Below are 12,870 nucleotides of genomic sequence, written 5' to 3'. Positions count from 1 at the left end.
ATTTTTAAATTTGCTGTAGCTGTCACTCTATCTAGAGCTTTCTTGACTATAACATTGAGCTTACAAATTTCTATAAAGAATTATGAGCTGAATATATAAATTTAAGTTTTTCTCACGCTTAAGATTTTATTTTGCGACTAAAGTCACATTAAAATAGTGGTCTTGATTTATTAAAACTTAAATATTTTTTTGATTTATTGTGTATTTTTACTTTTTTTGTGATCAATATTTAAATTATCTTAATTTAGTCAAAATAATTATAAGTTTTATAGAAAAATATTGATTTGATCCATATTGTTTTGATTTGTATGATATATGTAATAAAAAGTAAGTTGAATATTATTATGTCGGTTCAAATAAACAAGAAAGTTATCACTTTATGCTTTACTTCATTGTTTGCTGTACAAACACATGCAGCGGTATTTGGAACTTATGAAGAAGAGGGATCACTTTTTAGAAGTTCTTTAAATGCAGAACTCAGTTCATCTGTAGCAGCGAAGTTTGACAGCAAGAAAAATTCTAAAGATGCAGTTTTATATTATTTAGAACAGGCACGAGTTTTACAGGTCAATCAACAATATCAAGAAAGCCTGGATATTTATAAAAAGGCATTTGAGCTGATCGATCAGCAAAACAACAGAAGTAAAGTGAGTGTGACCCGGATGGGGTTCAAAGCCCTTTCGATGGTGAGTAATGAGTCTGTTGTACCTTATTTGGTTCCTCCCTATGAGCAGGTTTTAGCGCATATTTCTCAGGCAAAAAATTATATTCTGCTGAATAATGCTGAAGCTGCAGGGGTAGAAATGCGTGTTGCACAACAAATTCAGCGAGAAATTGAACTGGCGCATGAGAAAGAGTTTGCTCAGAAAAAAGATAAGCAGAAGAATGCAGATAAACAAATTGATTATTCAACTTTAGATGAAGCTTTTGCCGGTTTGGATCCAATTGCAGGCCGAATTAAAAATACCTATCAAAATGGTTATGCTTTTTACATGGCGGCGAATTTGTGGGAAGCCACAGGTGACTATAACAATGCTTTGGTAGACTTTAAAAAAGCTTATGAATTGCAAGGTGATTCCAATGTTGCCCAAGATGTAACCCGGGTTGATAAAGTATCAAGTAACAATGCGAAAACAGTACCTGTCATTGTATTTATTGAACAGGGTACAGTACCGAAAAAGATTGAAAATAAACTTGCTTTTCCCATGCCCAATGGACTGATTAATATTGCATTTGCCACCTATGAGCCGAGTACTTACGTGCCACCGAAAAGCTTGAAAATTAAGCTGGGTGATCGACAAGTACAGCAAAGTACACTGGTCAGTGATATTGGGGCATTGGCGGTAAAAAACCTGAAAGAACAAACCATCAGTACCGTTACCAGTCAGATTGTACGGGCAACGACAAAATATGTGGTGCAACAACAATTGGGCCAGCAATTGGGATCTTTAGGGCAGCTGGCTGGAAACTTAATGAATGTTGCCACTGAACGTGCCGATTTAAGAGCATGGTCGACACTGCCAAGTAATACACAGGTGGCACGTTTTGAGGTGAGTCCAGGAAAACATAATCTGCAAATTATGGGATCACAATCCTCTAGTCCAACACTGAATGTTGAAGCAAATCCAAACCAAACCGTTTTTGTTTATGTCAGTGATATAAATAATAAAATTTCAGCCAGTGTAAGTGCTGTAACTCGTTAATTCTAAAAGAGTGTAATTGATGAAAATATATTTAAAACTGGGGATGGCCAGCCTTTTGGCTGCTGCACTTATTGGTTGTACTGCACCCAATTCACTATCTACCCAAACTGCAGCCGACGGCAACTATAGCGTAAAAACCGTTAGCAATAACCCAAAACTGGTCACGCAAATTGCGGTTGATCGAATCAGTATGGCATACGCTGGCGATTTGAAAAAAGCTTCGATTGCAATTAAGGACCGCTGGTTTGTGAGCCGTAATTTTGAATACAAAATTGTTTGGGTAGATGCAAATGGCTTTGAAGTGAATCCAGAAGGTTCACGCTGGAAGCCTATTCAGTTAACAGGCCGCGAAATAAAAACCGTTCAATCCATTGCACCTAACCCATCTGCTGTTGATGTTGTTGTCTATTTGAGAAAAGATTAAGGATAAGTTTTCCATGAAATTAAAATTAACTTTGGCTACTACTGTTTTGGCTACTTTGGTCTTGGGCGGCTGTGCATCGAATAACGTCAGTTATGGAGATGCCCAGTCAGTTGAAACCCTGACTAAAGATTTCGGCTCTACCGATTTGCAGATGATTGCAGACAAAATGGTGGATGATATGTTGACCTTCCCGGTGATTGTTCAATTGACTCAAAACCGCCGCCCAGTGATGTTTGTAGACCGCATCCGCAATAAAACGCAAGAACATATTGATACCGAGTCAATCACTGACACCATTCAAAACAAACTCATCAATTCAGGCAAATTCCGTTTTGTAGATATGACTTCTGCCAACGCATTAGCTCAACAGTTGGCATACCAAAAGCAAAGTGGATTGGTGAACCAAGCGACTTCGGTAAAAGCCGGTGGTCATATTGGCGCTGAATATATGTTAAACGGTAACCTGTCGAGCATTGTTAAAAATGCAGGGGGTAAAAGTGATGTGTATTACAAGTTCACTTTAAAACTTCAAAATGTACAAACCGGCATTGTGGAATGGACCAGCGAGAAAGAAATTCGTAAATCATCGAAACGTTCGACCTTCGGTTTATAATTTAAATATGCAACTGTGCGATTGCACAGTTGCTTAAGAAGATAATAATGATGAATAAAATATTTTTAGCCTTATTGCTTGCTGGTTGTGCGACCAGCTCTGCATTTGCAGCATTAAAAGAAGTGGTTAAAGAAGCGTCGGGTAGTGGAGCTACCCAGCATCAAGCTATTTCAGAAGCATTGCTGGTTGCGGTTCAATCGGTGAATGGTGCGACTGTTTCCTCACGTGTAGATTATGAAACAACTGTCAATATGTCAGTTTCAAATAATAAATGGAGTTATTCTGGTAAAGTTTCTCCAGTATTTAGCGTAGATAATACTGGCTCAGGATCTGTCACCAAATTCCAAGTGCTCAGCGTGACCGGATCAAAAAACAACTATCGTGCGAAAGTGCGTGCGCATGTGGTGCAGTATCAGTCATCTGTTCAAGATCAGCATTTACGCCGCATTGCTGTGCTGCCATTTCAGTTTTATGAAAAAAATAACCGTTCTGCCAAAGTGGATTCTGCGGAAGATTTTGCATCAGAATTGTCTGATCAATTAGGTATCTATTTGGCTCAAACGGGTCAATTGAGTTTGGTGGATCGTCATTATTTAAATGAAATGCAGTCCGAGAATGAGTTTCTATACTGGGATGGTGCACCGCAAGAATTGGCACGTATAGGTCAGAAAGTGGGTGCAGACTATTTGTTGGTGGGCCGTATCAACAATGTCTCGGTTGCCAATGGTCAACAGATGTATGGTCTGAATCAAGGTTCGGATCAGGTGCGTTTAACCTGGCGTGTGATTGAGGCAAATACCAGTAAAGTTGTTGCAGCGGGTACCTTCAACCGCGTTATTGCAGACAATGCAATTCAAAACATGCTGAATAATTCATTGAATGATTCAAGTACAGATAAAATTGCGCAAAGCTTGAGCCGAGAGATATTGGTCGGGATGAAACTACAACCTGCCTCCTATCAGAATCAAGATGCCAGTTTTACCCCAACCTATGATATGACCCCAGGATCGAGTGAAAAACCGATCAAATGGTAAGTCGTCCTCAAAGCAATGTTATTTGCTTTGAAGTTCAAAACCAGTACATGCTGTACTGGTTTTTTTATACCTGTTGAAACTTAAGCTGACGTAATTGCTTGGCATGTTGCAGGGTCGTATCATTAATCTCGACTCCACCGGTCATACGCGCCAGTTCATCAATACGCTGTTCTTCGGAAAGATTGAGAATGGCACTGCTAGCTGGATCAGTTTGACGTTTCTTCACCAGAAGATGCTGATCCGATTGTGCCGCAACCTGAGCCTGATGGGTGATACATAGAATCTGAACATGCTGGGCTAGGTCTGCCAGCAAACGGCCGACCATTTCTGCCGTACCGCCACTAATCCCGACGTCAATTTCGTCAAACACCAAAACTTCCGATTCGGTTTTTTCCGCATTCATGACTTGCATGACCAAGGCAATACGTGACAGTTCACCCCCGGAAGCGACACGTGCCAAAGGCTGCGGCGGAATACCCTTGTTCGCAGTAAACAGCAGTTGAATAAAACTGAGACCTTCAGCACCTGGCTGTTCTAAAGGCTCAAACTTGAATTCAAAATAGGCTTCCGGTAAAGCCAGCTGTTTTACCTGTTCAGTCAGATGTTTGGCTAAAGGAACCGCTGCAGTACGACGAATCTCATCTAAATGTTGTGCTTTGGCTAAAAAGTCCTGATGCGACAATTCTACCTGTTCGGCCAATGTTTCAGGGTCTTCAAGCTGATGCAACTGCTCAAGTTCAGCCTGCCAGGCCTGATATTCTTGCTTCAAGTTTTCTGGCTGGCTGCGATATTTACGGGCCAAACGGTGGAAAACTTCCAGTTGTGTATTCAGTTCTTCCATCCGTTCCGGATCGAAGCTTTGACGATCTATAAACTGATGTAAATTTGCCGTTGCATCCTCAATTTCACTTTGTGCATTGATGAGTGAATTATAGATTTCAGCAAGCTGTTCACTACGTCCAGAATGTGATTCCAGACGGCGAATAATGGAAGACAGTTCCTGGGTAATATTCTGTTCCGCTTCATCCAGCACATTTAAACTGCTGCCACAGTCCAGCATGATATGTTCATGATGGCTTAAGCGGTCAAATTCCTGTTCAATCTCTTTATAGTCAATCTGGGTAATCTCTTCGAGTTCTTCCAGTTGCAACTCTAAAGTTTCAATACGCTGTTTGCGGGTGGCTTGAGCATCTAAAGCTGCCTGATGCTGGCGAATATCTTTTTGCCATGTGCTGTAGGCATCACGTACCTCTTGAGCCGGTTGATAAAAATTGCTGTAACGGTCGAGCCAGTGTTTAGGATAAGGCGGTTCGAGCAGTTGTTGCTGGCTATGCTGACTATAAAGCTGCACCAGTAAACGGCCAATTTCTTTTAGTTCAGACAGGCTGCTTGGACGGCCATTAATCCATGCCTTACTGCGACCAGTGGCAAAAATCACCCGACGTAAATGAATTTCACCCGATTCATCATCCAACTCATGTGCTTTTAGCCACTCGGCTTCAGGACTCTGTTCCTGATAACTAAAAATGGCCGTCACATCGGCTTTATCCGAACCGAAACGTACGTAATTGGTGTCGGTACGTTCACCCAGACAGGCCGAGAGCGCATCCAGCAATAGCGATTTACCGGCACCTGTTTCACCAGTCAAGACATTGAAACCTTGTTCAATATCAATGGCTAGATGATCGGCTAAAGCAAAATTGATCAGAGTTAAATGTGTCAGCATAAACGCATCCAAGCTGCGAAAAGTTTTAGTCTAAGATAGTGAAATTTTGTTTTGGTCACAAGACAGCTTTTATTTTAAAAGGACTTAAAACATCAATATCTTACCCTATATTGGCTGTGAACATGAAACTCGCTGTTCAAGATAGCCGATCATTTTTCTGCTCTGCCAATTCATGCTATTAAAAAAGATAGGTGTTTGAGTCACTAATCTATCTAAATCAGCAAAACTTGAAACTGTTCAAAACTTCAATCGGGCGACATTTGAAGATCTAAGACAGAATCACAACCCCCCTATTAGCCTTTGGTCGGGGAAACATTATCCATCATTTGTGCTTATAATTTCATGGTTATCACTATTCATGTACACGGCATTCATTTTTCATGGATACAGAAACAACAATATTTGTAAAAATTTGAAAAATATTGATTTAGCTGTATGAAACAGCGATTGATTAGTTTAATGCTCAGCTTTAAACTAGCTCGAGCAAAAATTATAAATGCGCATTATCTGGAGAATACGCATGTCAAATCAGTTTGATCACGTTTCGGTTGTCAAAAAGTCGAATGTTTATTTCGATGGCTTATGTATCAGTCATACCGTGCAGTTTGAAGATGGCACTAAAAAAACCTTAGGGGTGATTTTGCCAACAGAACAGGCATTGACCTTTCAAACTCATGTGCCTGAACGTATGGAAATTATTTCAGGTGAGTGTCGTGTACAAATTGGCGACAAAATTGAAAGTGAATTGTTCCGTGCCGGTCAATCTTTTTATGTACCCGGCAATAGCCGCTTTAAAATCGAGACCGATGAAGTCCTCGATTATGTTTGTCATTTTGAAGGCTAAGCATTAGCCCCAGATAAGACAAAGAAATTTTAACTTGAATCGGTTAAACTAGATTCAAGCGTCAATCCTGTAAAGCCTGCTTTGCAGGATTTTTCTTTTTTGTATTGTTACCATAGATTTTAGAGGCCGTTCATGGCAAAACCAGAATATTATTATGGCGTTCACTCAGTGGAGTCATTATTAGAACTCGAGCCTGAGCGCGTACTGACTTTATTTACCTTGAAAGGTCGTGATGACCAGCGTTTGAAAAATGTGCTGGCTCTGGCTGAACCTTTTGGCATTAGTGTGCAGCAAGCCAGTCGTGACAAGCTGGAAAAACTGGCAGGCCAGCCTTTTCATCAGGGCGTAGTGGCAGCAGTACGTCCACATCCAGTGCTGAATGAACAGGACCTGGATGAAGTGCTCAAGCAAAATCCTCAGGCACTTTTGCTGGCACTGGATCAGGTCACCGATCCTCATAATTTGGGCGCATGTATTCGTACAGCTGCTGCCATGGGTGTTGAAGCGGTGGTGGTTTCGCGTGATCGTTCTGCCAGCTTGACGCCAACTGCACGTAAGGTTGCTGCCGGCGGCGCAGAAAAGGTGAAGTTTATTCAGGTGACCAATCTGGCGCGTACTTTGGCTAACATCAAAGATGAATTTAATGTACGTGTAGTCGGAACCATGCTGGATGAAAAAGCTTTACCAGTGGATAAATTTGATTTTACCGGTACGGCGGTTTGTGTGGTGATGGGGGCTGAAGATACAGGTTTACGCCCGATTACCCAGTCGCAATGTGATCAGACCGTCTACATTCCAATGGCAGGAAACTTACAGAGTTTAAATGTCAGTGTTGCCACAGGGATGGCACTGTATGAAGCTTGTCGTCAACGTAACGTGTAATTTTTTCTCTTTCAAATTTAAAAGTTGTTTGCTATGTCTCCCCGGTCTCAAGGTTATCTTTATGTCGCCATTACCATGTGTATTTGGGGGGGATTTACCATTACTTCCCGTCTGAATGCCCAGTGGGGGATTAGTGCCTGGGACATCACCGCCTTACGTTTTGCCTTGGCATTTTGTATTTTGATGCCCATTTTGCTCTATAAAAAAGATACTGCTTTTTTATGGAAAAAACAGCCTTTTATTTTGGCGATGATCGGTGGGGTAGCGTATTGCCTGACCTCTTATAGTGCCTTTCATTATGTACCAGCAGCGCATGCAGCCATTTTCCTGAATGGTTGTCTCCCACTGTGTACAGCAGTCGCTGCATTTGTGCTATTTAAACAGCCTTTAGATAAACACATCTGGATTAGTTTGGTGATTATGCTGAGCGCGATCACTGCCATGAGTTTCTTAATGTATCAGGAAACTGGTGTGGCTTTTGGCTTTGGCGACATGCTATTTTTCCTGAGTGCGATCTGGTGGGGGGTGTTTACAGTATTATTGCGACAATGGCAGCTCTCCGCTTGGCATTCCATGGCAGGGGTCGCCATCTGGTCGGCGATTGTGTATGTGCCGATTTATCTGCTGTTTTTACCGAAAAATTTAACCGTACCTGAACCTATGCATTTACTGTTACAGGTGGTTTTTCACGGCATCTTTGTGGTGATTGTAGCTACACTGACTTATGTAGAAGCCATTAAACGTTTAGGGGCATTCAAGGCGGGAAGTATCGTGACTTTGGCGCCATTTATGGCTGCAATTTTAGCAGTACCGTTATTGGGGGAGCCTTTAAGTCTGGCCATTATTTGTGGCTTGATCGGGATGGCAGTCGGTGCTTTGCAGCCTTGGCGCTGGATCAGTCATCAAGACAGTTTGCAGCGGCAACTTGATCAGCAAAAAAAGCAGTCCTGATCGACTGCTTTTTTAATTTCAGCGTTTTAAATAAGCTTCATGTAATGGCTTTAAATGACTGTATAAATGGTCAAGATGGCCATCATTCAGCACAATATCATCTGCCAGACTACGCTTTTGCTCACGTGGCATCTGAGCCTGAATAATCTTTTTAATTTGCTCGATCGACTGATGATCACGCATGGCAGCTCGCTGAATCTGTAAATCAATCGATGCATCGATGAGCAAGGTGTGATCGGTCAGTTCATGCTGGTTAGTTTCAAACAGCAGGGGAGAAACCAATATCACATAGGGACTGGTTGCGGCTTGCAGCTGTTGAATAATGGATTGGCGAATCGCAGGATGGGTAATGCTTTCTAGGGTTTTACGGGCTTCAGGATCTTTAAAGATCTGTTCGCGTAAAGCCCGACGATTCAGTTCGCCATTCGCTAAAAGTACCCAATCTCCAAATGCAGCGTGAATTTGCTGTAAAGCAGGTTGTCCTTTTTCAACGATCTCTCGCGCGACAATATCGGCATCTACTACAGTAATGCCCTGGGTTTCAAACCATGTACTTGCGGCAGATTTTCCACTGCCAATTCCTCCAGTTAAACCCAAGATAAAAGTCATACATATCCCTAAAAATTACTGTCCCAAATAGATTTTCATAATCTGCTCACCCCAAATGAACGCAATCCAGCCGGCAATGGCAATATAAGGGCCGAATGCAAAAGGTTGGTTCTCTTTGCGTATTTTCAGCAGAATAATACCAATCACTGCACCAACGAAGGAAGAGAGTAATACGATCAGCGGCAGCAAAAATGGACCCATCCAGGCGCCTAAAGCAGCCAGGAGTTTAAAGTCTCCATAGCCCATACCTTCTTTGCCGGTAATGATCTTAAACAGATAATACACAATCCAGAGACAGAGAAAGCCAATAATGTAGCCCCAGATGGCAGAACTTGGACTGGTATAGATACTATAGCTATTCACTGCTAAACCCAGAGCTGCCAGGGGCAAAGTATAACGGTCAGGTAACAGTTGGGTATCGAAGTCAATAAAGGTGAGGGCGATCAGTGTCCAGGTGAGCAGCAGGCCAAACAGCATTTGTAAGGTGGGGCCAAATACGGCCACAATGATCAGGGAGCATATTGCAGTCAATAGTTCAATTAAAGGATAACGACTACTGATCGGATTTTTGCAAGAACCACATTTGCCGCCTAAGGCCAGCCAGCTGATGACGGGAATATTTTGATACCAGCGAATTTCAGTTTGGCATTTCGGACAGGTAGATGGCGGTTGACTTAGGGTCAGTTTGGATTCATCAATAATGGCTTGTTCAGGATGCAGCAATATTTGACAATCCTGGCGCCACTCTTGCTCCATCATCTTGGGAGTTCGATAGATGACGACATTTAAAAAACTGCCGATACACAGACTAAAAAGCCCAACCGCAAGATAAAGTGCAGTTGGATTGGTAATAAAATAAGCGATTAATTCTTGCATTAAACCACAGAACCCATTTGGAAGATTGGAAGATACATGGCAATCACCAGACCACCGACCAGTACACCTAGCACGGCCATAATTAGGGGTTCCATCATGGAGGTTAAGCCATCTACAGCATTGTCGACTTCGTTTTCAAAGTGTGTTGCGACTTTATCCAGCATACTGTCAAGAGCACCTGATTCTTCACCAATCGCTACCATTTGCACGGCCATAGAGGGAAATTTATTGGTGACTCGCATGGCAAATTGTAACTGTTGTCCGGTGGCAACATCATCACGAATTTTCATTACAGCAGCTTCATAGACACAGTTATTGGTTGCCCCTGCTGTAGATTCCAATGCATCAATCAAGGGAACCCCGGCGGCAAAGGTAGTCGCTAGAGTACGACTGTAACGCGCAATAATAGCTTTATATACCAAGTCACCAAAAATAGGGGCTTTAAGAGCCGCTTTATCCAGAAAGTCACGAAATTTTTTACTACGTTTTTTGGCTTCAAGAAATCCGGCAATCATCGCACCAATGGCAATAATCAGAATAAACCAATAGTGCTGCATCCAGTCAGACATATTCACCACCATTTGGGTAAAGGCAGGTAAATCGGCACCAAATGACATAAATAGCTCTTGAAACACCGGAACGACTTTAACCATCAAAATAATGGTCACGATAAGTGCAACAACAATAACAGTTGCTGGATATTTCATGGCTTTTTTGATTTTCTGTTTTAAAAGTTCACTTTTTTCTTTATAGATGGCGACACGATCCAGCATGGTCTCCAAGGCACCAGACTGTTCACCGGATTCCACCAAGGAGCAAAATAAATTATCAAAATATTGCGGATATTTTTTAAGGGCACCGGCAAAAGTATTCCCGCCCTCTACTTCGCCTTTAATCCCTAATACCACTTCACGCATGGATGGATTTTCTAGACCTTCTGCTACAATTTCAAAGCTTTGGACCAGAGGTACACCTGCTTTCATCATGGTCGCCAATTGACGGGTGAAAATGGTGATATCGAGTGTAGATACCTTTTTTTTCATTAAGCCTTCGAGAATATTTTTTCTCTTTTCCCGAATCGTCTTAATGGTAATGCCTTGCTTACGTAAGGTCACTTTAGCAAGTGCCATATTACGAGCAGGTAATTCCCCTTTAAGTTTTTCCCCTTTACGATCAATGCCTTCATAACTGAAGGTGGGCATCATCTGTGCTTTTTTGACAGCCATGCGTTTATCCTTATTTTAAATTTTCATTTATTCACTGGTTACACGATTGACTTCCTGAAGCGAAGTCACCCCCTGCATAACCTTAATTAATCCTGAACGTCTTAAATTATTAAACCCCGATCTTTCAGAAGCTGCTGCAATTTCCAGTGCATTACCTTCTTCCATAATAATTTTTGAAATTTCAGGTGTTACTTTCATGACCTCATAAATACCGACACGACCTTTATAACCTTCACGACATTCGGGACAGCCTACAGGCTGATATACTTGAAAATCTGGATGCTTAAGATCTTCTTCTGTAAAGCCCATTTCTAGTAAGCTAGGTTCAGGAATATCTGTCGCAACTTTACATTGTGAGCATAAACGACGTGCTAAACGTTGTGCAATCACCAAGTTTACAGAGGTCGCGATATTGAAAGACGGAACCCCCATATTCCTTAAGCGGGTTAAGGTTTCTGGTGCACTGTTGGTATGCAGGGTAGACATCACCATATGACCCGTCTGCGCGGCTTTTACGGCAATTTCGGCGGTTTCCAGATCTCGAATCTCACCCACCATAACAATATCTGGATCTTGACGTAGAAAAGACTTTAGCGCTGCAGAGAAGGTCAAGCCTACTTTGGCGTTGACGTTGACCTGATTAATTCCTTCCAGGTTAATTTCTACTGGATCTTCGGCAGTTGAAATATTGGTGTCTTCACGATTCAGAATATTCAAGCCAGTATAAAGTGATACGGTTTTACCTGAACCAGTGGGGCCGGTAATTAATAGCATGCCCTGAGGTTTATCTAAGGCCTGCATAAACAGCTCTTTCTGCTCTGGTTCATAACCCAATGCATCAATACCGAGCATGGCACTGGATGGATCGAGAATACGCAGTACCAGTTTTTCCCCAAACAGGGTTGGTAAAGAGTTGACACGAAAGTCGATAGCTTTGCTTTTTGAAAGCTTAAGTTTAATCCGTCCATCTTGAGGTAAGCGTTTTTCAGAGATATCCATTTGCGACATGACTTTTAAACGCGATGCCAAACGTGTAGCCAGTTGCAAAGGGGGATTAGCAATTTGACGTAATACACCGTCAATACGGTAACGTACCCGATAAGATTTTTCATAAGGTTCAAAATGCAAATCTGAAGCGCCCATGCGAATGGCATCAATCAGTAGTTTATTAATATATTTAACAATCGGTGCTTCATCTTCTTTTTGATCATGATCATCATCATCTTTTTGACTTAAGTCTTCTTGCTCGAGATTTAAGTCGATATCATCATCGGAGAATTCAAAGCTATCTGCTTGAGTAAAATTTTGTTCAATCAGTTTGTGTAATTTCTGGTGTTCTACAATAATCGCTTCAATATTCATTTTACTGCTGAAGCGGATCGCATCCATTGCATCTATATTGGTTGGATTGCTGGTTGCCACATACAGTAAATTGCCACGTTTAAAAATCGGTAGAATGCAATGTTTACTGATGAGTTTTTCATCCACACCTTCGCGGATAATTTGAGCTGAATCATATGCACTCAAGTCAAAAAGAGGTTCGCCAAATTCTTGAGAAATTTTTACTGCAATTTCTAAAGATGAAATTTTCAACTGATCAATTAAAAAAGGCACAATATCCTGATTGGCTTTTTTTGCATTCAATATTGCACTCTGCATATTTTCAGCAGAAACTAAGCCATCTTCGACTAAACGCCGAATAAAACCTGTAAATCTTGGTGATCCTTGTAATGCTGCCATGCTTTAATATGCCTGCTTAATCAATCTGTTTATAATTGGTATCATTAAATTATACTTTTGTTATATAAAAATACCATATCTGAAAGTGTTGTCATCTACTTAATATCAGATAAAACTTTGAACCAGTCGTAATTACAAGACCAAGTTTTTTTTTGTAGCAATTTTGAAAAACAACAAACTTATAAAAAAGGCTGGTGAAAATTATCTAAAAAATGCTGAATTCCGTGTAGAATGTGCGCGGT

Annotated in this window: 12 protein-coding genes; 7 read left to right on the top strand and 5 right to left on the bottom strand. The window is 41.4% G+C overall.

The genetic code is table 11. The features are described 5' to 3' along the window. The first annotated feature begins 344 nt into the window (after positions 1-344). The 4 genes from B9T29_RS00965 to B9T29_RS00950 are packed head-to-tail and all read left to right on the top strand — an operon-like array spanning position 345 to position 3,774. A complete protein-coding gene (locus tag B9T29_RS00965; RefSeq protein ID WP_086174118.1) occupies positions 345-1,703 on the top strand; it encodes a COG3014 family protein in 1,359 nt (452 codons plus the stop codon). Positions 1,704-1,722: 19 nt separating this feature from the next. Beyond that, positions 1,723-2,127, top strand: a complete 405-nt coding sequence (locus B9T29_RS00960) for a YcfL family protein (protein ID WP_086174117.1) — start codon at positions 1,723-1,725, stop codon at positions 2,125-2,127. 13 nt (positions 2,128-2,140) lie between these two features. Next, positions 2,141-2,740, top strand: coding sequence for a penicillin-binding protein activator LpoB (lpoB, locus tag B9T29_RS00955; protein ID WP_086174116.1), 600 nt, complete (start codon positions 2,141-2,143; stop codon positions 2,738-2,740). Between the two features lie 50 nt (positions 2,741-2,790). Next, complete coding sequence (locus tag B9T29_RS00950; RefSeq protein ID WP_086174188.1) at positions 2,791-3,774, top strand: CsgG/HfaB family protein; 984 nt, start codon at positions 2,791-2,793, stop codon at positions 3,772-3,774. Between the two features lie 64 nt (positions 3,775-3,838). On the opposite strand, the gene recN is transcribed toward B9T29_RS00950, so the two are convergent. Further along, the gene (recN, locus tag B9T29_RS00945) at positions 3,839-5,500 is read right to left on the bottom strand and encodes a DNA repair protein RecN (RefSeq protein ID WP_086174115.1); all 1,662 of its coding nucleotides are present in this window, start codon (positions 5,498-5,500) and stop codon (positions 3,839-3,841) included. Positions 5,501-6,020: 520 nt separating this feature from the next. On the opposite strand from recN, the gene B9T29_RS00940 reads away from it, so the two are divergent. The 3 genes from B9T29_RS00940 to B9T29_RS00930 all read left to right on the top strand — a co-directional run bounded on the left by B9T29_RS00940 (position 6,021) and on the right by B9T29_RS00930 (position 8,177). After that, complete coding sequence (locus B9T29_RS00940) at positions 6,021-6,344, top strand: pyrimidine/purine nucleoside phosphorylase (RefSeq protein ID WP_086174114.1); 324 nt, start codon at positions 6,021-6,023, stop codon at positions 6,342-6,344. A gap of 132 nt (positions 6,345-6,476) precedes the next feature. Then, complete coding sequence (rlmB, locus tag B9T29_RS00935) at positions 6,477-7,226, top strand: 23S rRNA (guanosine(2251)-2'-O)-methyltransferase RlmB (RefSeq protein ID WP_086174113.1); 750 nt, start codon at positions 6,477-6,479, stop codon at positions 7,224-7,226. A 33-nt stretch (positions 7,227-7,259) separates the two neighbouring features. Next, the gene (locus B9T29_RS00930; protein WP_086174112.1) at positions 7,260-8,177 is read left to right on the top strand and encodes a DMT family transporter; all 918 of its coding nucleotides are present in this window, start codon (positions 7,260-7,262) and stop codon (positions 8,175-8,177) included. Between the two features lie 18 nt (positions 8,178-8,195). Here the strand turns inward: B9T29_RS00930 and coaE are convergent, their stop codons facing one another. The 4 genes from coaE to pilB are packed head-to-tail and all read right to left on the bottom strand — an operon-like array spanning position 8,196 to position 12,628. Next, complete coding sequence (gene coaE / locus B9T29_RS00925) at positions 8,196-8,786, bottom strand: dephospho-CoA kinase (RefSeq protein WP_086174111.1); 591 nt, start codon at positions 8,784-8,786, stop codon at positions 8,196-8,198. Between the two features lie 15 nt (positions 8,787-8,801). Beyond that, positions 8,802-9,662 (bottom strand): prepilin peptidase, encoded by an 861-nt coding sequence (locus B9T29_RS16710; protein ID WP_086174110.1) that lies wholly within the window; start codon positions 9,660-9,662, stop codon positions 8,802-8,804. Continuing rightward, the gene (locus tag B9T29_RS00915; protein ID WP_086174109.1) at positions 9,662-10,888 is read right to left on the bottom strand and encodes a type II secretion system F family protein; all 1,227 of its coding nucleotides are present in this window, start codon (positions 10,886-10,888) and stop codon (positions 9,662-9,664) included. Before B9T29_RS00915 ends, B9T29_RS16710 begins: the two co-directional genes overlap by 1 nt. Before the next feature lie 27 nt (positions 10,889-10,915). Then, complete coding sequence (gene pilB / locus B9T29_RS00910) at positions 10,916-12,628, bottom strand: type IV-A pilus assembly ATPase PilB (RefSeq protein WP_086174108.1); 1,713 nt, start codon at positions 12,626-12,628, stop codon at positions 10,916-10,918. Positions 12,629-12,870: the final 242 nt, after the last annotated feature.

This window comes from Acinetobacter sp. ANC 3903, from assembly GCF_002135315.1.
Classification (GTDB): domain Bacteria; phylum Pseudomonadota; class Gammaproteobacteria; order Pseudomonadales; family Moraxellaceae; genus Acinetobacter.
This window is presented reverse-complemented; position numbering and strand designations above follow the sequence as displayed.